The organism is Streptomyces kryoterrae (assembly GCF_054072135.1).
Genome location: NZ_CM133358.1, coordinates 2,435,781 through 2,456,993 on the forward strand (window position 1 = coordinate 2,435,781; position 21,213 = coordinate 2,456,993).

General features: G+C 75.4%; 11 protein-coding genes. All 11 read right to left on the reverse strand.

What is annotated here, in order from left to right:
- Nucleotides 1-8: 8 nt before the first annotated feature.
- Complete coding sequence (locus ACW4TU_RS10200) at nucleotides 9-866, reverse strand: TatD family hydrolase (protein ID WP_457426808.1); 858 nt, start codon at nucleotides 864-866, stop codon at nucleotides 9-11.
- Between the two features lie 30 nt (nucleotides 867-896).
- On the reverse strand, nucleotides 897-1,592 hold the full coding sequence (locus tag ACW4TU_RS10205; RefSeq protein WP_457426810.1) for an EboA domain-containing protein: 696 nt from the start codon (nucleotides 1,590-1,592) through the stop codon (nucleotides 897-899).
- Nucleotides 1,589-2,506, reverse strand: coding sequence for a sugar phosphate isomerase/epimerase family protein (locus ACW4TU_RS10210; RefSeq protein ID WP_457430014.1), 918 nt, complete (start codon nucleotides 2,504-2,506; stop codon nucleotides 1,589-1,591). The genes ACW4TU_RS10205 and ACW4TU_RS10210 overlap by 4 nt, the downstream gene beginning before the upstream one ends.
- A 917-nt stretch (nucleotides 2,507-3,423) precedes the next feature.
- Nucleotides 3,424-4,707, reverse strand: a complete 1,284-nt coding sequence (locus ACW4TU_RS10215) for an SCO3242 family prenyltransferase (RefSeq protein WP_457426812.1) — start codon at nucleotides 4,705-4,707, stop codon at nucleotides 3,424-3,426.
- A complete protein-coding gene (locus ACW4TU_RS10220; RefSeq protein WP_457426814.1) occupies nucleotides 4,704-5,930 on the reverse strand; it encodes an inositol-3-phosphate synthase in 1,227 nt (408 codons plus the stop codon). Before ACW4TU_RS10220 ends, ACW4TU_RS10215 begins: the two co-directional genes overlap by 4 nt.
- 104 nt (nucleotides 5,931-6,034) lie before the next feature.
- A complete protein-coding gene (locus ACW4TU_RS10225; protein WP_457426816.1) occupies nucleotides 6,035-6,823 on the reverse strand; it encodes a Tat pathway signal sequence domain protein in 789 nt (262 codons plus the stop codon).
- Nucleotides 6,824-6,975: 152 nt separating this feature from the next.
- Nucleotides 6,976-8,397, reverse strand: a complete 1,422-nt coding sequence (locus ACW4TU_RS10230) for an MFS transporter (protein WP_457426818.1) — start codon at nucleotides 8,395-8,397, stop codon at nucleotides 6,976-6,978.
- Nucleotides 8,394-9,374: an ornithine carbamoyltransferase gene (locus ACW4TU_RS10235; protein ID WP_457426820.1), complete on the reverse strand. Its 981-nt coding sequence runs from the start codon at nucleotides 9,372-9,374 to the stop codon at nucleotides 8,394-8,396. Before ACW4TU_RS10235 ends, ACW4TU_RS10230 begins: the two co-directional genes overlap by 4 nt.
- A gap of 14 nt (nucleotides 9,375-9,388) precedes the next feature.
- Nucleotides 9,389-15,844: an amino acid adenylation domain-containing protein gene (locus ACW4TU_RS10240; protein ID WP_457426822.1), complete on the reverse strand. Its 6,456-nt coding sequence runs from the start codon at nucleotides 15,842-15,844 to the stop codon at nucleotides 9,389-9,391.
- A complete protein-coding gene (locus ACW4TU_RS10245; RefSeq protein WP_457426824.1) occupies nucleotides 15,841-20,919 on the reverse strand; it encodes an amino acid adenylation domain-containing protein in 5,079 nt (1,692 codons plus the stop codon). The genes ACW4TU_RS10240 and ACW4TU_RS10245 overlap by 4 nt, the downstream gene beginning before the upstream one ends.
- A 32-nt stretch (nucleotides 20,920-20,951) precedes the next feature.
- On the reverse strand, nucleotides 20,952-21,173 hold the full coding sequence (locus ACW4TU_RS10250) for an MbtH family protein (RefSeq protein ID WP_457426826.1): 222 nt from the start codon (nucleotides 21,171-21,173) through the stop codon (nucleotides 20,952-20,954).
- Between the last annotated feature and the right edge of the window lie 40 nt (nucleotides 21,174-21,213).

The window sequence follows — 21,213 nt, forward strand, 5'->3', positions numbered from 1 at the left end:
AGGGGTCCTCAGCTCCCACCGCGGGCGACGGAGTTGCCCGCGAACAGGCCGGCGGCCTGGGTGTCGTTGTATCCGTCGAGGTCCAGTCGGCCCGACTGCCCGTAGAAGGTGACGGGGTTGCGCCACAGGACCCGGTCCACGTCGTCCTCGTCGAAGCCGGCGGCGAGCATCGCGTCGGCGGTGGCGCGCGTCAGCAGCGGGTCGCTGTGGCCCCAGTCGGCCGCCGAGTTGACGAGCACGCGCTCGGTGCCGAACCGTTTCAGGACGGCGACCATGCGCTCGGCGGTCATCTTGGTGTCGGGGTAGATGGAGAAGCCCATCCAGCAGCCGCTGTCGGCGACCTCGCCGACGGTGATCTCGTTGAGGTGGTCCAGGACGACCAGGGCCGGGTCGATGCCGGAGGCGCGGACCACGTCCAGGGAACGCCGGGTGCCGCCCGCCTTGTCGCGGTGCGGGGTGTGCACCAGGGCGGGCAGGCCGTGCTCCGCGGCGAGTTCCAGCTGCCGGGCGAAGGCGAGGTCCTCGGCGTCGGTGACGGTGTCGTAGCCGATCTCGCCGACCGCGACGACGCCGTCCTTGGCGAGGTAGCGCGGCAGCAGGTCGAGGACCGGCAGGCAGCGCGGGTCGTTGGCCTCCTTGGGGTTCAGACCGATCGTGCAGTAGTGGCGGATGCCGAACTGGGCGGCCCGGTAGGGCTCCCAGCCCAGCAGCGAGTCGAAGTAGTCGGTGAAGCTCGCCGGGTGGGTGCGGGGCTGGCCGAGCCAGAACGCGGGCTCCACCAGGGCGCGGACGCCCGCGGCGTGCATCGCCTTGTAGTCGTCCGTCGTACGGGACGTCATGTGGATGTGGGGATCGAAGATGCGCATGGCCGTGGCTTCCGCTCGGGGTGGGTGAGGTCAGGCGTCGTGCGGGGCTTGGTCCGCGATGACGTACGCGGCTTCCTGCGTCGCGACGAGCCACAGGTCGGCCGGTACGGTCCGGCCGGCGGCCCGCCGTTCGGCGGCGAACCCCTGCGCCATGCGGGCGAGTTCGGCGTCACGGCGCTCGTGCAGCCCGGCGACCCGGCGCAGCGGGATACCGGTGAACAGGCACTTCAGTACTGCCTGGCGCCAGCGGTACTGGTCCAGGTGGACGCGCGCGTACGGGCCGAGCGCGGCCGAGATCAGCCGGGTGTCGTTGGTGCGCAGCGCGTCGTCGGTGATCGTCAGCCCGGCGGCGCCGATGCGCAGGAACGGCAAGGCGCGCAGGACGCCCCGGCGCTCGGCTGCGTCGCCGCCGCCGTACCGGGCGGCCGCCTCCGCGGCCAGATCGCCGCCCTGCAGCGGCAGCCGCACCAGCAGGACGGTACGGATGCCGTCCTCCACGCTCCAGTCGGCCCAGCCGGGCAGCCGGCCGCGTCCGTAGTACCGGCCGGCCGCGGGGAAGCGGGTGTCCAGGGCGGTGGCGCCCTGTTCGGCAACGGCGGCGGTGTCCCGGACGAAACGGTTCCGCTGGTCCGGGGAGAGGACGGAGAGCAGGGACTCCCTCAGCGTGCGCACGGTCAGGGCGTTGTGGACGGCCTCGGGCGTCTGCGTCAGTGTGGGTGCGGTCATGTCGGTGTGACCTCCTTCGAGAGGCATGCGGGCGCACGGGGCGTACGGGGCGCGGGTACGGCGGTACGGGCCGCCGCGGCGCGCAGGAACTCGATGCTGTGGCGGGCCGTCGCCGTCGCGGCATGGCTGTGCCGGGGCAGCTCCACGGAGACCAGGCCGCGGTAGCCGGCCGCGCGCAGCGCGTCGAGGACCGGCGGGAAGTCGATCTCCCCCGCCCCGAACGGCAGGTGCTCGTGCACGCCCCGCCGCATGTCCTCGATCTGTACGTGGGCCAGCCGGTCGGCGGCCAGCTCGACGCACCGCCGCACCGGGTACGGCTCCAGGCACCGGCAGTGCCCGATGTCCAGGGTCAGCCCCAGCCGGTCCGGCGCGCCCAGCGCCCGCAACAGCCTGCGGTACCCGGCCAGGTCGGCGACGAGCATGCCCGGCTCGGGCTCGAACGCGAGCCGGACCCCGGCCCGCTCGGCGTCGGCAAGGGCCGTCGCACAGCCCTCCTCCAACCGCCGCCACGCCTCGTCCCGGGTGGTGCCGGGGTCGGGCGTGCCACTCCAGAAGTGCACGGCCTCGGCGCCCAGTTCGGCCCCGATGACAATCGCGCGCCGCAGCAGCTCCTGCCGGGCGGCCCGCCCCTCGGGCTCGGCGCTCAGCAGTGTCGGCCGGTGCTTGCGCATCGGGTCGAGCAGATAGCGCGCCCCGGTCTCCACGACCACGGCCAGCCCGGCCCGCCGGATCGCCCGCCCGGCGTCCCGGACGCGGGCCGCCAGGCCAGGAGCGTACGGGTCGAGGTGCTGGTGGTCGAGGGTGAGCGAGACCCCGTCGTACCCGAGGTCGGCGAGGACCGCGAGGGCGTCGGTGAGCCGGTGATCGGCGAAGCCGTTGGTGCCGTAGGCGAAGCGGAGGGGCTCCGCTTGCACCGGGTGCGAGTCGGCGGTGGCCGGACGGGGGTCGGCCCCTGCCGGACGGGGGTCGGCCCCTGCCGGACGAAAGGCGGCGACAACCGGGCCTTGGACGGCCGCGGCCGGGCGGGCATCGGCGACAGCCGAACGAGCGTCGTCGGTTGCCGGGGCGGCATCGGCCACTCCCGGGACGGCGTCGGGCGCAACCGGGGCGGCGTCGGGCACGACCGGAACGGCGTCGGACATACCCGGGCGGCCATCGGCCACAGCCGGGACAACATCGGCCGCGACCCGAGCGGCGTCGGACATACCCGGGCGGCCATCGGCCACAGCCGGGACAACATCGGCCGCGACCCGAGCGGCGTCGGACATACCCGGGCGGCCATCGGCCACAGCCGGGACAACATCGGCCGCGACCCGAGCGGCGTCGGACATACCCGGGCGGCCATCGGCCACAGCCGGGACAACATCGGCCGCGACCCGAGCGGCGTCGGACATACCCGGGCGGCCATCGGCCACAGCCGGGACAACATCGGCCGCGACCCGAGCGGCGTCGGACATACCCGGGCGGCCATCGGCCACAGCCGGGACAACATCCGCCACAGCCGGAGCGGCGTCGGCCGCGACCCGAGCGGCGTCGGACATACCCGGGCGGCCATCGGCCACAGCCGGGACAACATCCGCCACAGCCGGAGCGGCGTCGGCCGCGACCCGAGCGGCGTCGGACATACCCGGGCGGCCATCGGCCACAGCCGGGACAACATCCGCCACAGCCGGAGCGGCGTCGGCCGCGACCCGAGCGGCGTCGGACATGCCCGGGCAGGCGTCGGGCGCAGCCGCTCCGGCACCATTGACTGCCGGGTCGCGTTCGGCCGCGGTTGCGCGGGCTTGCGTCTGTGCCGGGTGGGTGTCGGGCTCGGGGCCCTGGTGGGCTGTCACGTCGGGGACACCTTCCTGGCGAGGCGGGCTGCCTGGGGGAGGGCCGCGGCGAGCAGGGCGGCGAGCCTCGGAGAGCCGGTGCGGGAGACGAGGGCGGCCTGGAGGGGCAGGAGGGCGTGGATGCCGGCGCCTACGGCGGCCCGGGTCCGCGCGGCGTCCGGGTCGCGCAGGGCGGCGCACTGGGCGCGGGCGCAGGTGACCGCGTAGACGGTGGCGGTCAGGACGGTCACGGCGATGGAGCGGCCGGGCAGCCGTGGCGCGTCGGTTCCGATGCCGGGGCCCGACCGCGCGGCGGAGCCGAGGAGGTGACGCGCCCCGGCCGACGTGGTGTCCGGCGGGCCGCTCGACGCCTGCCACGCCGCGACGGACGCGGTGTTGGGACGCTGACGCTCGGGGGCTCGTAATCCGCCGGCCGTCGCCGCCAGGGTCACCGCCGCCGTCGCCGCCAGCGACAACAGGGGCTCCCGGCCCGCCGTGCCGTTCACCTCGTGGCGGCTGAGGCGTGTCAGTGCCCAGGTGTGGGCGCCGACCGTGGCCGCGGCGCGCAGCGCGGGACCGGCCGGCGTGGGGCCGGTCCCGTGCAGCACGTCGAGGGCACGGGCCGCCGCCATCGCGGCGGGTCCCAGTGGGGTGTGCTTCAGTCCGAGGTCGTACGCCCACACGGTGGCTGCGAGCGGCAGGGTCCGGCGCAGCAGGACGCGGCGGCCGCCGGCGAGCGCGCCCAGGCCGAGGCCCGCGGCGGTGAGCCCGCCGGCGATGCCCAGGGCGGCCCCGGCACTGATCCGCCCGGACGGCACCGGGCGTTCGGGGCGTTCGCGGGCGTCCTCCTCGCGGTCTGCCCAGTCGTTGAGAGCCATGCCGGCCCAGTACAGGCTGACGGAGGAGGCGGCGAGGAGCAGGGTCCGGCCGCCCGCCGGGCGGCCGGCGCTGAGCGCACCGGCCAGTACGTCACCGGGGACGGTGATCGCGGCGGGCGCCCGTACCAGCTCGGCGACCGCCGTGGCATGACGCCGGACCGCGACGGAACGGGGCCGGTACCCGGTGTCGTACCGGGGGCGGGGTGGACCGGAGGGGGTCTCCCACGCCGTCCGGAACGCCGTCGACGCCGCCCGGGCCGCCGCGCGGCACGCCGTGAGCGTGTCGCGGGCGCCGCGGGTCAGGTCACGCGGGGTACGGCGGCGGGAACCCGGCTGCCGGGGTGCCGAGGCGCCGGAAGCGCCGGAAGCGCCGGAAGCGCCGGAAGCGCCGGCGGCCGGCGGCGCGGCGGTCGCGGTGGTCATCGCGCCACCTCGGACCGGCGTGCGGGCTCGGCGGAAACGGCCGCCCACTCGGTCAGGGCTCCGTACTGCAAGGTCAGGTTGTGCTCCGAGGAGGCCGCCGGGTCCTTGAAGAAGAAGCCGAGCGCGGGCAGCGCCCCGCTCTCCCCGCGGCGGCGGGCCAGCGCGGCGAGCCGGACCAGGTCGAGGACGAGCGGTGCCGCCAGCGCCGAGTCGCAGCCCTGCCAGGTGAACTGGAGGGTCATGCGCACGCCGAGGAACCCCTCGAAGGTGATGTGGTCCCAGGCGGTCTTCCACTCCCCCAGCTCCGGCACGTTGTCGATGTGCACGACGCCTTCGACGGCGTGTCCGACGGTCTCCTCCAGGGCGCGCTGCTTGGACTCGGTCTTGCTGCGCGCGGCGGCGGGGTCGGCCAGGGTGGCGCCGTCGCCGCCGCCGAGCAGGTTGGTGCCGGACCAGGAGCGCAGCCGGAGCGCGCGCTGCGTGAACATCGGCGCCAGGGCACTCTTGACCAGCGTCTCGCCGGTCTTGCCGTCGCGGCCCGCGTGCGGGACCCCGCGCAGCCGGGCGAGTTCCTCCAGGGCGGGCAGCGCGGCACCGGCGGAGGGGGTGAAGTTGACGTAGGCGCAGCCTGCGTGGAAGGCGGCGTAGGCGTACAGGGAGCTGGGCGGCAGCAGGCCGGTGCTGGCGGCGAGGGCCTTGTCGAGGTCGGCGAGGGTGAGGAAGGCGGGGTCGGGGTCGGGCAGCGGCTCGGTGGAGGAGACGTTGACGACGACGACCTGATCCAGGCCGTTGCGGGTGCGGAAGTCGGTGATGTCGGCGGCGAACCGCCGGGCGGCGGTGTACTGGGGTTCCCCGGCGCGTGGGGAGCCGTCGCGGATCTCCCGCTCGGCGGCCTCCAGGGCGGGGCGCACCGCCGCGGCCAGGGCGCCGGGCAGCACGCCCGCGTCGGCCAGCTCGCCGGCCCTCGCCGTCAGCGGCACGTCGACGACGTCGTGGCCGCCGAAGACGAGGTCGGCGAGGGCGGGGAGGGAGTCCGCGGCCGCGGTGAAGTCCGGGGACTCGGTGACGCAGCCGGTGGCGGAGGCGAGGCCGGCCGCGATGGCGGCCGCCCCGGCGACGGCGGTGGTCGCGACCGAACCGCGTGCGCCGACCAGCCAGACTCCGACGCGCGGGGAGTCGCCGAGGGACCGGGGGTCTCCGTGGGATCGGGCGGTGTCCTGCATGGTGAGCCTGCCTCCTGGGCTGAGGTGGTGCCGGGCCGGGTGGTGCCGGGGACGCCCCGGCCCGCGGACGCGGGCGGTGCGGGTGATGCGAGCGGTACGGGCGGCTACTCGCCGAGGTCGGCCGGGAAGGGCGACACGTCGAAGGCCGTGTCGAGTTCCTGGCGGTCGCGGCACAGCCACTTGGCGGTGACGTGCCGGACGGTGTGCCGCGGCAGGTGCGGGTTGTCCGGGTGGTCCGTGATCGGCTGGGCCAGCGACTGGAGCTCCCAGGCGGTGCCGGCGAGGCGGTTGATGTGGGTCCAGTAGCGACGTTCGATGCCCAGGAGCGCGAAGCCGGCCAGGAAGGGGTGCCAGCGGTGGTAGGCGTGGGTGGGCGACGGCGGCGTGTAGTTCATCATGTGGACCTTCTGGCCGACCGGGCGGCGCGGGTCGAACAGGGTGCCCTGGCCGTACTCCTGGAAGGCGAGGACCAGCCCGTGCGGGTCGTTGCCGTAGAACTGGTCGTACACCTTGATCTGCTCGCGGGAGAGGACCTCGAAGGCGGCCTTGTTGGGCTGGATCAGCTCGAAGAAGCTGCGCGGGTAGCGGCCGCTCTTGCGGGTCTCGGCCCACGCGTCGTACGTCTTGGTGAAGCCGCCGAAGGGGGTGACGATGGCGCCGACCGCGTCCTTCATCTCCTGGGACGGGGTGTAGTACGACATCTCGTCGTACTGGTACCAGAACTCGTTCGCCCAGCGGTCGCCGACCATGCCGGGGACCTCCGGCAGGGAGGGATGGCGGCGGCCGTGGGCCTCGGCGGGCGTGGCGCCGAGGAGAGACGCCGTGGCGGTTGCTCCGGCGACGCCGAGGGCGGCCCGCAGGGCACTTCTCCGGTCCAGGGTGTTGAGCGTCATGCGCGTTCTCCTTACAGGGGGCGGATGCACGGGGTGTGTCGGGCGGGGTCGCGGGCCGGTGCCGCAGCTGTTTCGTGTTACGACTCTCGCGTACGGCCCTATCGGCGACCTATACCGGAAGCTGGCAGGTCAGGGCCGGTGTCCGGGCGGTTTCAGGGACGCTTTTGAGAGGTGTTCCCGGGGCCGTCGGCGGGGGTGTCACCCGGCTCGGGGAACGGCGCCTCGCGCAGTCCGGGCGAGGCCAGCGCCACCAGTGCCGTGAGTGCCATGACGGCGCTGAGGGCGAGGGCGGTGCGCAGGGCGTCCGTGGACTCCAGGAGGAAGCCGGCGGCGACCGGCCCGGCCGCCATGGCGCCCGAACCCACCAAGTTGGCCAGGGAGTTGGCGCGACCGCGCAGTTGGTCGGGCGCGGCCCGGACGAGGAGGACCCCGCCGGCGACGTTGAACACGCCGCCGACGTAGCCGCTCGCCGCGAACAGGGCGCCGAGCAGGACGGGGGTGTTCAGGGCGGCGGCGACCGGGACCATGAAGGCGGTCCAGGCGAGCAGTCCGCCCAGCACCAGGGTGCGCAGCGGGAACCGGGTGCTCCACCAGCCGCCGGTGATCGCTCCGACGAGCCCGCCGGCGCCGCTGAGCGAGAGCACCAGGCCGACTTCGAAGGGGGTGCCGTTCCGTTCCTGGATGCCCACCATCACGGCCAGGTTGAGGCCCTGGAAGAGGACGTTGGTGACGGCTACGGCGGTCATCACGGCCCGCAGGAAGGGCTGCCGCCACATCCACACCAGGCCCTCGCGGATCTCGGTGCCGAGCCGGGCCGGCGGTCCGGTGCGTTTCTGCTGGAGCTCTCCCCGCACTCCGAACAGGCAGATGACGGAGGCCAGTTGGCTGACGGCGGCGGCCGCGTAGGGCAGCGAGGCGCCGAGCGCGACGAGTCCGCTGCCGAGCGGCTGTCCGGCGATGGCGGCGCCGCGGGTGCGGGCCTCGTTGCCGGTGAGCGCGGCGGGCAGCTGTTCGCGGGGGACGACGGACGGCACAGCGGCCCGTTCGGCGAGCTGGTGCAGCACGCCGAGGGCGCCCTCGGTGAACGCGGCGACCAGCAGCGCCCACAGCCAGGTGCGTCCGCTGAGCAGCAGCCCGGTCACCACGACGGCGACCAGTACCTGGCCGAGCCCGGCGCCGATCATGATGCGCCGCCGGTCGTAGCGGTCGACGAGCACCCCGCCCGGCAGCTGCATCAGCAGCATGGGCAGCAGCAGCGCGGTGCCGACCAGTCCGGCGTCCCCTGGCGATCCGGTGGCCCACAGCACGGTCAGCGGATACGCCACGGCGGTCGCCCGCCCGGCCAGCAGCGACAGCCCGGCGCCGCCCCACAGCAGGGTGAAGTCCCGGTTGCGGCGCAGGGGCGGGTGCAGGGGCGCGGACTCGGCAGGCGCCGGATCCGGTGCGGGCCCAGGTGTCGGCTCGGGCTCCTCGGTGACCGTACCCACCTTGCTCCCGCTCCCGTCGCGCGTCTCCTCCGCCATCAGCCACGGCACTTCCGAGGGGTCCGTGGCCGGACGCGTGGTGCCGCTCATCGGGCGGCAGCGATCTCGGGCACCCGGGCCGTCTGCGGGGCGCACACGTGCTCCAGGACCGCCATGGCACTGTGCATCTTGTTGGTGGCCTGCGCGAAGGCGATGCTCGCCGGGCCGTCCAGGACGTCCGCCGTGACCTCCTCGCCGCGGTGGGCCGGCAGGTCGTGCATGAAGACGGCGCGGGGCGAGCCGTCCCACAGCCACGGGCCGACCTGGAACGGCGCGAAGATCTCCCGCCAGTCCGCGTCGGGCTTGCTGGTGCCGGTGGTCTGCCAGCGACTGGTGTAGACGACGTCGTACGCCCCCGCGAGGGCGGCCATGTCGTGCCGCTCGGTGATCCGGGCGCCGCTGCGGACGGCGTGGGCCGCGGCCCGCGCGGCGACGGACGCGGTGAGCCCGTAGCCGGGCGGGGTGCGCAGGTCGAGGTGAACGCCGGGGTAGCGGCTGAGGGCCAGGGCGAGGGCCGCCGCGGTGTTGTTGCCCTCTCCGGCGTAGAGGACGCGCAGGCCGTCGATGCGGCCGAAGTGCCGGAGCAGGGTGGTCAGGTCGGTCAGCGCCTGGGTGGGGTGCTCCTCGGCGCTCATGGCGTTGACAACGGCCATCCGGTGCTGGCTCGCCCAGCCGCGCAGTTCCTCCTCCGGTCCCGCGGTGCGGGCCACCAGCACGTCGAGCATGCCGGACAGCACCCGGCCGGTGTCCTCGGTGGTTTCGCCGGTGTTGAGCTGGAGGTCGCCGGGCCCGTAGGAGACGAGGGAGGCGCCCAGGCGCAGCGCGCCGGAGGAGAAGGCGGTCCGGGTGCGGGTGGAGGTCTTGGCGAAGTAGACCCCGGTGACCAGTCCGTCCAGCGGGCGGACCGGGTCGGCGAGGCCGGCGGAGAACGCGGCGCCGCGTTCGACGACGCGGTGCAGTTCGTGGTCGGTGAGGTCGTCGACGGAGATGAGGTGGCGCACGTGGCGCACGTCCCGGGGGACGTCCATGGGATCAGCCTTCCCTAGCTGGTTGCGGAGTGGTCCAGGGCGGCGGCGAGCCGCGCGACGGTGTGGTGGCGCAGGGCCGTGGCCAGGTCGAGGGCGAAGCCCGCGCGGCGGGCGGCGACCAGCAGCGGCGGCACGAGCAGCGAGTCGCCGCCCAGTTCGCGGAAGTCGTCGTCGACGCCGACCCGTTCGAGGCCGAGCACCTCGGCCCAGACCGCGGCGAGCCGCCGTTCGGTGGCGGTGCGCGGTGCCGCGTACGGTGCCGCGCCCGCGCCGGTCGCCTCGCGGGCCACGACGGCGGCCCGGTCACGTTTGCCGTGGGAGGTGAGCGGCAGGGTGGCGACGACCTCGACGACGGCCGGGACGAGCGCGGCGGGCAGGAGGGTGCGCAGCCGGTCCCGGAGCGCGGCCACCTCCGCGGTGCGGCCCTCGGCGGGCACCACCCAGGCGGCGAGCCGCTTCCCGCCGTCGGCGGCCGGGACGGCCGTGACCAGCGCTTCCCGTACGGCCGGGTCAGCGGTGAGGGCGGCCTCGGCCTCGCCGGGCTCCACCCGGTGGCCGCGGATCTTCACCTGGCTGTCGGTGCGGCCCGCGAACTCGAGGAGCCCGCCCGGCAGTCGCCGGGCCAGGTCGCCGGTGCGGTAGAGACGGCTGCCGGGCAGTCCGTACGGGTCGGGCCTGAAGGCGAGCGCGGTCAGGTCGGGACGGCCGCCGTAGCCGCGGGCGAGTCCGTCGCCGCCGAGGAACACCTCGCCGGTGACGCCGTCGGGCACGGGCCGCAGCTCCGCGTCGAGGACGCGGACCAGGACGCCGGGCAGCGGGGCGCCGAGCGGGACCAGGGCGCGCCCGGACCGGGCGCGCACGGGGCCGTAGGTGGCGGCGACGGTGGCCTCGGTGGGCCCGTACTCGGCGCCGAGGGCCATGCCCCCGCCGCCGGCGCGGATCCGAGCGGCGACCCGGTCGGCCTGCGCGGTGGGGTAGGCGTCCCCGGCGCAGACCGCGAGCCCGGCCAGCCCGGCAAGTTCCCGGTCGGTCAGCTGGTGTTCCAGCAGCGCCAGATGGCCCGGCGTCAGACCGACGAACGCGTACGGCGCGCCGCGCAGCAGCAGCGGCCCGAACTCGGCCGTGCCGTACCTCTGCGGCAGCACCCGTACCGGCTGCCCGGTCATCAGCGGCGCGTACAGCGCGGGTATCCCGAGGTCGAAGCCGGCCGGGGTGAACCAGGGCGCTCCGCCCCGGCCGGCCTCGGTGTACTGCCGTACGGCCCAGTCGAGGTAGTGCGCGACGGCCCGGTGGGAGACCTCGACGGCCTTGGGGGTGCCGGTGGAGCCGGAGGTGTGCAGGACGTAGGCGAGCCGGTCCGGGTCGTGGCGCAGACCGAGCGGCGAGCCGTCGCCGTCGTGGGCGGCGTCCTCGGCGAGCAGCACGTCGGCGACGGGCAGCCGGGAGCGGTGCGAGCGCTGGGTGACGGCGATCCGCGACGCGGTCCCGGCGAGCCGGAGGTCCGGCGCGCACGGGTCGAGGGGCACCTGCACGGCTCCCGCTTTCCACACGCCGAGCAGGGCGGCGACGAGGTCCGGGCCGCGGTCGAGCAGCACCGCCACCCGGGTCTCGGCGCAGGCGCCGAGGGCGAGCAGCCGGCGGGCGATCCGGTTGGCGCGGGCGTCGAGCTCGCCGTAGGAGAGGCGGAAGTCCTCGCCGTGCAGGGCGGTGGCCGCCGGGGTGCGGGCGGCCTGCGCCTCGAAGGCGCCGAGGACGTCGGCGGGGGTCTCGGGGTGGGGCAGGGCGGGCGCCTTGAGGCGGGCGCGTTCGTAGCGGTCGGGGAAGGCGCCGGTGCTGTCGCCGTCGGCGCCCGCGCGGGCCATCTCGGTGAGCACCGTGCGGTACAGCCCGGCCAGCCGGTCGGCGGCGGACCGGGAGAGGGTGCGGGTGCGGGAGGCGAGGGAGAGGTGGCCGCGGACGGGGGTGCCGACGACGACGGGGAACTCGTTGGGGCTGTCGTCGCGGCTGGCCATGATGTCGATCAGCTCGGTGTCGACCTGGTGGAAGTCCAGGTAGTGGAAGAGCACGTCGATCAGGTGGGCCTCGCCGCCGGGCACCCGCATCGCGGGCATCGGGTAGCGGCGGTGCGGCCACAGCGCGACCTCGTGCGCGAAGACCTGCCGGGCCAGTTCGCCCCAGGTGCGGGCGGTCCGCTCGTAGGGGAAGGGCACCGAGTTGAGGTACATGCCGGAGACGGTCTCGGCGCCGGCCTCCTCGGGCCGGGCGTCGGCGACCATGCCGCCGCGGAAGGAGGCAGAGCGGGTCAGCAGCGACAGAACCTTGCTGTGCGCGGCGTGCAGCACACTCTTGTACGGCACCTCGGCGGCGGTCGCCAGGGCGCGCAGGCCGGGTTCCAGGTCGGTCAGCGGCAGGTCGACGCGGTAGCGCTCGTCGGGTCCCCCGGGGTCGCCCGCCCAGCCGGGCGGCACGGTGAACTTGTCGTGTCCCTCGACGATCCCGCGCCAGAACTCCTGGTCGGCCGGGTCGTCGAGGGCGCGCAGCTCACCGGCGATGAAGTCGGCGTAGCGGACGGCGGGCGCGGGCGGCGCGGGGGCGGGCTCGCCGCCGGTGCGCAGGGCGCGGTAGGCGCGGAGCATCTCCATCAGCTGGGAGTGGTAGCTCCAGCCCTCGATGACGGGGTGGCACTCGGTGATCGACAGCCACCAGCTCTCGTCGTCCAGGAGGTGCACGGCCATCCGCATCAGCGGTGCCCGGGTCAGGTCGAACAGCTCGGCCCGGTCCCGGTCGGCGAAGTCCCACAGCGCCTGCTGCCGGGCGTCCTCGGGGAGGTGGCGCAGGTCCTCGTGGACGACGGGCATGCGGGCGGCGGCGTGCACCAGCTGGAGCGGCTGGGAGTACCCGGCCAGGGCGAAGGAGGTGCGCATCACCTCGTGCCGCTCGACGATCAGGTCGGCGGCCCGCTGGAACGCGGCCGGGTCGAAGGGGAGTTCGTCGCGGATCCGGAAGGAGGTGATGTTGTGGTAGCGGTTCTCGCCGCTGCCGCCGTGCATCTCGACGAGCATCCCGGCCTGGATGCGCGAGACCGGGTAGGCGTCGGTGACGTCGGCGGGCAGGACCGCCCGGTCGGCGGCGTCGATCAGCGCGAACCGTGCGACGGTCCGGGGTGTGTCGGCGGCCGGGGCGCCGGTGCGGGTGACGGCCGTTGCCAGGCGTTCGACGGTCCGGTGCTCGAAGACGTCCCGGACGCTGGTCTCCCAGCCGGCCGCGCGCAGCGCCCCGACCAGTCCGACCGCGCGCAGCGAGTCGCCGCCCAGGTCGAAGAAGTTGTCGCGCACCCCGACGGTGTCCAGGCCGAGCACCCGCGCCCATACGGCGGCCATGGCCCGCTCGGCGTCGGTGCGGGCCTCGACGTGCGCGCCGACGGCCGTGGCGGCGCGGCCGGGCGCGGGCAGCGCGCGCCGGTCGAGCTTGCCGTTGCCGGTCAGCGGCAGCGCGTCCAGGGTGAGGTAGGCGGAGGGCAGCATGTACGGAGGCAGCGACGCGCCGAGGTGTCCGCGCAGGGCGGCCGGGCCGAGGTCGTCGGCGCCGGCGCCGGGGGCCGGTACGAGGTAGGCGACGAGCTGCTTGTCACCCGGAGTGTCCTCGCGGACGATCGCGACGGCCTCGGCGACGGCCGGGTGCGCGGTGAGCGCGGACTCCACCTCTCCCAACTCGACGCGGTAGCCGCGCAGTTTGACCTGGTGGTCGACGCGGGCGAGGAAGTCGAGGTTACCGTCGGGCAGCACCCGGGCCAGGTCGCCGGAGCGGTAGAGGCGGCTGCCGGGCGGACCGTAGGGGTCGGGCACGAACCGCTCGGCGGTCAGGTCGGGCCGGCCGGCGTACCCGCGTGCCAGTCCGGTGCCGCCGATCCACACCTCGCCGGGGACGCCGGTGGGCAGCGGGCGCAGCCGGTCGTCCAGGACGTACATCGTGGTGTGCGGGACGGCCCGGCCGATGGGGACCAGCTCGGTGGCGACCGGTCCGTCGAGGAAGTAGGCGGAGTTGCCGACGGTGATCTCGGTGGGCCCGTACTCGGCAGCCAGCCGGGTGCCGCCCTCACCCGCCGCCGTCGCCCACCGTTCGGCGAGCCGGGCGGTGAAGGAGTCACCGGCGGCGATGACGAGTCCGGCCAGGCCGCGCACCTGTTCCGGGCTCAACTGCTGTTCCAGCAGGTCGAGATGGCCGGGGGTGAGCTTGATGAAGGCGTACGGTCCGCCTGCCGCGAGCAGGTCACCGAGGTCGGCGATGTCGAAGTCCTGCGGCAGCAGGTGCACCGGCTGCCCGGTCATCAGCGGCGCGAACAGGTCGGGAATGCCCAGGTCGAAGGCGACGGAGGAGAACAGTGGCGCTCCCCCGGTGCCCGCGCTCGCGTAGGCCTGGACCGTCCAGCCCAGGTAGTTGGCGAGGCCGCGGTGGCTGATCAGGACGCCCTTGGGGCGCCCGGTGGAGCCGGAGGTGTAGATGACGTAGGCGAGCCGGTCCAGGTCGTGGGCGGGGGGCAGCTCGGCGTCGGCCGTCCTCAGCGCGGCCCGTTCGGCGGGGTCGTCGACGACGACCGTGCGGACGCCGGTGAAGCGGTCGGCGTACCGGGTTTCGGTGACGGCCAGGGCGGTCGCGGTCGCGGCCAGCATGTGGGCCACGCGGTCGTCCGGGTGGGCCGGGTCGACCGGGAGGTAGGCGGCGCCCGCCCGCCAGATGCCCAGCAGCGCGGCGACCAGGTCGGGGCCGCGGTCGAGGAGGACGGCGACGATGGCCTCAGGACCGGCGCCCAGCTCGGTGAGGCGGCGGGCGAACCGGTCGGCGCGGGCGTCGAGTTCGGCGTAGGTGACGGTGGTGCCGTCGTGCCGCAGTGCGGGCGCGTCCGGGGTGGCCGCCATCTGCGCGGCGATCGTCTCGAAGACCGGGCGCAGGGCGGCGAGTTCGAGCGGGCGGTCGGTGCCCACGGGGGTGGCCGGGCCGTCGAGGAGCAGGGCGCGCTCGGCGGCGTCCAGGACGTCGAGGTCGGCGACCGGGGTGCCGGGGGCCCGGGCGATCGCCGCGAGCAGGGTCCGGTAGTGGCGGGTGATCCGCTCGGCGGTGGCGGCGTCGAAGAGCGCGGTGGCGTACTCCAGGCTGCCGTGCAGGGTGCCGTCCGGCCGTTCGGCCAGGTGCAGGGTGAGGTCGAAGCGGGAGACGCCGCTCTCGGCGGGTACGGGCGCGACGGTCACACCGGGCAGCTCCGGGCCCTCGGGGCCGCCCTCGCCGGAAACGAGGTCGAACATGACCTGGAAAACGGGGGTGGTGGACAGGTCCCGCTCCGACTCCACCTCGTCGGCGATCCGGTCGAAAGGGGTGCCCTGGTGGTCGAAGGCGGCCAGCACGGCCGTACGGCTGTCGGCGAGGAAGCGGCGGAACGGCGTCCCGGGCCGCCAGGCGGCGCGCAGCGCCAGGGTGTTGTAGGCGTAGCCGGCCATCTGGCGCAGCTCGGGCCGGGTACGGCCGGAGGCGGCGGTGCCGACGCACACGTCGGTGGTGCCGGCGTAGCGGCCGAGCAGCAGCTGCCATGCGCCGAGCAGGACCATGAAAGGAGTGACGCCCTCGTCCCGGGCGAGTCCGCGCAGTCTCTCCGCGACCGGTGCGGGCACCTCGAAGCGCGTCATGGCGCCGCCGCCGTCGCGGACGGCGGGCCGGGGCCGGTCGGTGGGCAGCCCGAGCGGAGCCAGCCCGGCCAGCCGCTCCCGCCACCAGGCCAGGTCGGCGGCCGCGGCCGGTGAGCGGTCCCGCTCGGTGAGCCACGCCGCGTAGTCGGCGTACTGGACGGGCGGCTCGGGCAGCGCACCCGCCGGGTCGCGGCCCTCGGCGGCGGCCGTGTACAGGGCCGAGAGGTCGGACAGCAGCAGCGGTCTGGTCATCGCGTCGCAGGCGATGTGGTGCACCACCGCCACCAGCACGTGGTCGTCCGCGGCGAGCCGCAGCAGCCGTACGCGCAGCGGCTGCTGTGCCGCGAGGTCGATGGGCCGGGCGGCCTGTTCCTCCGCGAAGGCGACGGCGCGGCCGTCGGCGTCGGCGCCGGCGCCGCCGTGGACGACGGCGAAGTCCGCCGGGCCGGCCGGGTCGATCACCTGACGGGGTTCGGTGCCGTCGAGGACGTATCGGGTGCGCAGGATCTCGTGGCGGGCGGCCAGCGTGTCGAAGGCGCGACGCAGGGCGCCGGTGTCGAGGGGGCCGCGCAGCCGGTACACCATCGGCAGCAGGTACGCGGGGCTGTCCGGGTCGAGCTGGTGCAGGAACCACAGGCTGCGCTGTCCGGCGGAGAGGACGAGGGGTCTCGAGCGGTCGGCGCGGGGTATTCCGGCCGGGACCGCGCGGCGGCCTCCGGTGCGGGCGGCCAGCCTGCGGCGCAGCAGTTCGGCCGCCAGCTCTTCCCGTTTCGGTGCGGTGGGTGCGGTCACGGCTGGTACTCCCGTTGGGCGAGGGCCAGTTCGGCCTCGGTGAGCGATTCGATCTCGGCGCGTACGGCCTCTTCCACGGCGATGGCGAGGCCGCGCACGGTGGGCCGCTCGAAGACGGCGCTCAGCGGCAGCTCGACGTCGAACTCCTCCTGGATGCGGGCGATCACCCGGGCCGCGCGGACCGAGTTGCCGCCGATGCGGAAGAAGCCCTGGCGGGCCCCGACCGGCCGGGCGGCGGGATCGCCGAACAGCACCTCGGACCAGATCTCGGCGAGGGCCTCCTCGACCGGTCCCTCGGGCGCGCTGTACGGCTCGTCGGCGAGCGCGGCGGCCAGGTCGGGCACGGGCAGGGCGGCGGTGTCGACCTTGTTGTGCCGGGTCAGCGGCAGCCGTTCCAGGCCCACCAGCAGGGCGGGCAGCATGTAGTCGGGCAGCCGACGGGCGCAGTGGTCGAGCAGTTCGCCGTCGGTGGTCGGCTCGGCGTGCGCGGCGGGCGTCCAGTAGCCGACCAGGGCGGCCTCGGGCCCGGAGCCGTGCACGGTGACGAACGCCTGGGCGACGGCCGGGTGCTCGACGAGGACGCACTGCACCTCCCCGGTCTCCACCCTGCGGCCGCGGATCTTGACCTGGCCGTCGGCGCGGCCCGCGAACTCCAGGGTGCCGTCGGGCCGCATCCGGGCCCGGTCGCCCGTGCGGTACAGCCGCGCCCCGGCAAGGCCGTAGGGGTCGGGTACGAAGGCGGCGGCGGTCAGGCCGGGGCGGCCGTGGTAGCCGCGGGCGAGTCCGTCGCCGCCGACGCACAGTTCGCCGGTGACGCCGTACGGCACGGGCTGGAGACGGTCGTCGAGGACGTACGCCGTCACGTGCGGGTAGGGGCGGCCGACGGGCACACCGGTGGCGGCGTCGTCGGCGTCCCAGCGAGTGGCGGCGATGGTGGTCTCGGTCAGCCCGTACTCGTTGATGAACCGCATCAGGCGGCGCGAGAGTTCGCGGGCCAGCGCGGGCGGGCAGGGTTCGCCGCCGGTCTGGCCGACGATCGGACGGCGGCCGAGCCCCGCGTCCAGCAGCAGCTGCCAGTGCGTCGGGGCCACCTGGAGGTGGCTGACCTCGTGTTCGTCGATCAGCCGCAGCTGGGCCGCGTGGTCTCGCTGTTCCTGTTCCCGGGCGAGCACCAGCCGGCCCCCGGCCACCAGCGGCATGAACAGTTCGGTGCAGGAGATGTCGAAGGTGACCTGCGCCAGCGCCAGCCAGGCGTCGTCCGGGCCCCGGCCGAAGTCCAGGTGGGCCTGGGAGGCGCGCAGCATGGTGAGCAGCGAGCCGTGCTCGACGGCGACGCCCTTGGGCCGCCCGGTGGAACCCGAGGTGTACATGAGGTAGGCGAGGCGGGAGGGATCGTCGGCGACCGCCGGGACGGGCTGCGTACCGGCAGCGGTCTCCGTGGTCTCCGCGACCGTGCCGACGTCCAGTACCCGGCCTTCGAAGCGGCCCGTGAGCCGGGCGGCGTGCGTGCCGTCGGTGACCAGGACCGCCGCCGCCGCGTCCGCCAGGACGTGCGCGGTGCGCTCGTCCGGTGCGGCCGGGTCCAGCGGCACGTAGGCGGCGCCCGCCCGCCAGGCACCGAGGAACGCGGCGACCAGGTCGGGGGTGCGGCCAAGGAGACCGGCGACCACCGAGCCCTCGACGGCGCCCGCGGCCCGCAGCCGGGTGGCGAACGCGTCGGCCCGGCGCTGCAGCCGCTCGTACGTCCAGCTCTCGCCGCCGCACACCACCGCGGTGTCCTGCGGTGCGCGCCGGGCCGACGCGGCGATCGCCGCGTCGACGGTCCGCTCGGGTCCGGTGACCGCGCCGGGCTCCGGCCGGCCGGGGCCGCGGCCGAGCAGCTCGGCGCGGAGCGGCGGGGGCAGCAGGTCGACGTCGGCCAGCCGGCGGTCCGGGTCGGCGGTGACCGACTCCAGCAGCCGGATCCAGCAGTCGGCCAGCCGCTCGACGGTGGCCGCGTCGAACAGGGCGGTGGCGTACTCGGCGAGGCCGAGCAGCGAGCCGTCGGGGCGGCGCTGGAGCACGAAGGTCAGGTCGGTGCGGGCGGTGCGCCAGGCCCCGCGGAAGGCGGCCACGTCACCGGCGTCGACCGCGGTGCCGGTGCGGCCCTCCTCGTGTACGTCGAACATCACCTGGTAGAGCGGGGTGCGGGCCGGGTCGCGGGTGTCGACCAGCTCCGCCACCAGCCGGTCGAACGGCAGCTCCTGGTGGGCGAAGGCCGTACGGGCGGTGTCGCGGACCCGGACCAGCGCCTCCCGGAACGGTGTGCCGGCAGGCGCGTCGCAGCGCAGCACCAGCGTGTTGAGGAAGAAGCCCGCCACCTCGGCGACCTCGTCGCTGTGCCGTCCGGCGACCGGCACCCCGACCGGGACGTCCCAGCTGCCGCTGAACCGGGCCACCAGCGCGGCGAACGCGGTCAGCAAAATCTGCTGCAAGGTGGCCCCGCAGCTGCGGCCGAGCGCGGCGGCCTGCTCGGCGAGCGGGGCCGGCACGGTGAAGACATGCGCGGCGCCGGCCGCGTCCCGGGTGGCCGGGCGGGGCCGGTCGACGGGCAGGTCGACCGGCGTGATGCCCTCCAGGGTGTCCTTCCAGTGGGCGAGTTCGGCCGTGAGGAAGGTGTCGGTCAGCCGGGCGCGCAGGTGGGCGGCGTGGTCGGCGTACTGGACGGGCAGGGCGGGCAGGTGCGCGTCGGTGCCGGTGTGCACGGCCTCGGCGAGCGCCTTGAGGTCGCGCTCCAGGACGACGGAGGTCCAGCCGTCGCAGGCGATGTGGTGGATGCTCAGCAGCAGCGTCAGCGTGCCCCGGCCGCGCACCGCGAGGGCCCGGCGCACCGGCCCCCGCGCCAGGTCGAAGGGGACGGCGAAGTCGGCCTGCACCAGCGCGTTCAGCTCGTCCGCGGTGTCGGCGCGGGCGAAGCGGACGTCCCACTCGGCCGGCAGGTCGGCGAGTTGCACCGGCTCGGTGCCGCGCAGCAGGTAGCGGGTACGCAGGATCTCGTGGCGGGCGGCGAGCGCGCTGAGCGCCCGGCGTACGACCGTGTCGTCGTACTCGGCGGGCAGGGTGAGGAAGACCGGCGCGTTCCACTCGGCGCTGCCGGGGCGCAGCCGGTCCAGCAGCCACATGCTCTGCTGGCCGGGCGAGAGCGGCAGGCCGTGCGGGTCGCGGGCGACCGGGGTCACGGACCGCTGCTCCGCGGGTACGGCGGTGTCGTCCGCCGCCCGACCGGCGGTGAGCAGCGCGGCCTGCTGCTCCACGGTGGTGGCGGTCAGCAGCGCGGTCGCCGGGAGGTGCCGTCCGGCGGCCCGGGACAGGCCGGCCGCGAGCTGGTTGAGCATCAGCGAGGACCCGCCGAGCTGGAAGAAGTCGTGGGTGGCGCCGATCTCGGCGGCCGGGGTGCCGGTCAGCCGCGCCCACTCCTCGGCGACGACCCGCTCGGCAGGGGTGCGGACCGGGATGTGCGCGGTCTCGGCGGCGGCGTCTGCCGGGTCGGGCAGCGCGGACCGGTCGATCTTGCCGTTGGGGGTGAGCGGGAACTCGGTGACCGGCACGTAGGCGGTCGGTACCAGCGGCTCCGGCAGCGAGCGGCGCAGGAAGGCGCGCAGCTCCTGCGGGCCGAGCTGCTCGCCGCGCGACTGCACCCAGGCGACCAGCCGGTGTCCTCCGCGGCCGTCGGGCACGGCGGCGGCGACGGCGGCCCGCACCCATGGGTGGGCGGCGAGCGCGGCCTCGACCTCGCCGGGCTCGATCCGGACGCCGTTGACCTTGACCTGGTGGTCCAGGCGGCCCAGATACTCCAGGACGCCGTCGGTCCGCCAGCGCGCCCGGTCGCCGGTGCGGTAGAGGCGGGCGCCCGGCCGGTGCGGGTCGGGCACGAAGCGCTCGGCGCTGTGGTCGGGGCGGCCGAGGTAGCCGAGGGCGAGACCGATGCCGCCCGCGTGCAGCTCGCCGGGGACGCCGACGGGCACCGGGCGCCCGGCCTGGTCCAGGACGAGGACGCGCATGTTGCCGATGGGCCGCCCGATCGGCACGGCGCCGGTGTCCTGCGCCGGGTCCCAGCGGTGCTCGGTGATGTCGACGGACGCCTCGGTGGGTCCGTAGGTGTTCCAGATCTCCGCCTCGGGCACCCGGTCGTGCAGGGCACGGCACAGCTCGGCGTGGAGCGGCTCTCCGGCGCTGAAGAGCAGGCGCAGGGCGCCGGCGCGTTCCCAGCCGGGCTCCTCGACGAGGCGGCGGTAGACGGACGGTACGCCCTGCAGGATCGTCACGCCGCCGTCGGTGACGGCCCGCAGCAGGGCGGCCGGGTCGCGCTCGGCGCCCTCGGGGGCGAGCACCACGGTGCCGCCCGCGATCAGCGGGGAGAACAGTTCGAGGCCGGCGGCGTCGAAGCCGACGGTCGTCTTCAGCAGCATCCGGTCGCCCGCGCCGACCCGGTGCCGGTGCGCCAGCCAGCGCACCCGGTTGGCGATCCCGCCGTGCGGCACGAGCACGCCCTTGGGGCGGCCGGTGGAGCCGGAGGTGTGCAGGACGTAGGCGGGCTGGTCGGCGTCGGCCGCGAACTGCACTCCCTCGTGGTGCAGTTCGCCCTCGGCGCTCTCGGTGCCCTGGACGCCCTTGACGCCCTGGATCCCCTCGACGGTCAGTGTGCGGACGGTGCCGGGCAGGCTGTCCGCGGTGACCCGCTCGGCGAGGACGACCGGGTCCCCGGTGTCCGCGAGGACCGCCGCCAGGCGGGCCGCCGGGTGCCGCGGGTCCAGCGGCACGTACGCGGCGCCCGCGAGCCAGGCGCCGAGGAACGCGGCGACCAGCTCCGGGCTGCGGCGCAGGCACACCCCGACGAAGTCGCCGGGACGCACCCCGGCCGACCGCAGCCCGGCCGCGAACCGGTCGGCGAGCGCGTCCAGTTCGGCATAGGTGACGGCGGTGCCGTCGGCGCGGACGACGGCGGGTGCGGCCGGGGTGCGGGCGGCCTGGGCGCGGAACAGCGGGAGTATCAGTAGATGGCCGGGGACGCGTCCCGACTTCGCAGGCTCGTTCACGATCTCTCCTCCATCGGGATCGGCGGTACGGATCAACTGCCGGCGCCGGCCTCGGCCATGCGGCGGCGCAGGCTCAGCGGGCGCAGGTCGGTCCACAGGGCGTTGATGCGCTCCAGGCACTCCGCGCGGCTGCCCTCGGTGCCCTCGGCGTGCCAGCCGGCGGGCAGGGCACGGTCGGCCCACCAGATCGAGTACTGCTCCTCGTCGTTGAGCACGACGCGGTACACGTTTTCGTCGCTCATGTGTTCAGTCATGGGGTGTCCCTTCTGCGCGGTGAGGTGTGCCCATGGTCGA

Coding starts and splice junctions, on each gene's coding strand:
- ACW4TU_RS10200 (WP_457426808.1), bottom strand. CDS start 866: ATGCGCATCTTCGATCCCCACATCCACATGACGTCCCGTACGACGGAC.
- ACW4TU_RS10205 (WP_457426810.1), bottom strand. CDS start 1,592: ATGACCGCACCCACACTGACGCAGACGCCCGAGGCCGTCCACAACGCC.
- ACW4TU_RS10215 (WP_457426812.1), bottom strand. CDS start 4,707: ATGACCACCGCGACCGCCGCGCCGCCGGCCGCCGGCGCTTCCGGCGCT.
- ACW4TU_RS10220 (WP_457426814.1), bottom strand. CDS start 5,930: ATGCAGGACACCGCCCGATCCCACGGAGACCCCCGGTCCCTCGGCGAC.
- ACW4TU_RS10225 (WP_457426816.1), bottom strand. CDS start 6,823: ATGACGCTCAACACCCTGGACCGGAGAAGTGCCCTGCGGGCCGCCCTC.
- ACW4TU_RS10230 (WP_457426818.1), bottom strand. CDS start 8,397: ATGAGCGGCACCACGCGTCCGGCCACGGACCCCTCGGAAGTGCCGTGG.
- ACW4TU_RS10235 (WP_457426820.1), bottom strand. CDS start 9,374: ATGGACGTCCCCCGGGACGTGCGCCACGTGCGCCACCTCATCTCCGTC.
- ACW4TU_RS10250 (WP_457426826.1), bottom strand. CDS start 21,173: ATGACTGAACACATGAGCGACGAAAACGTGTACCGCGTCGTGCTCAAC.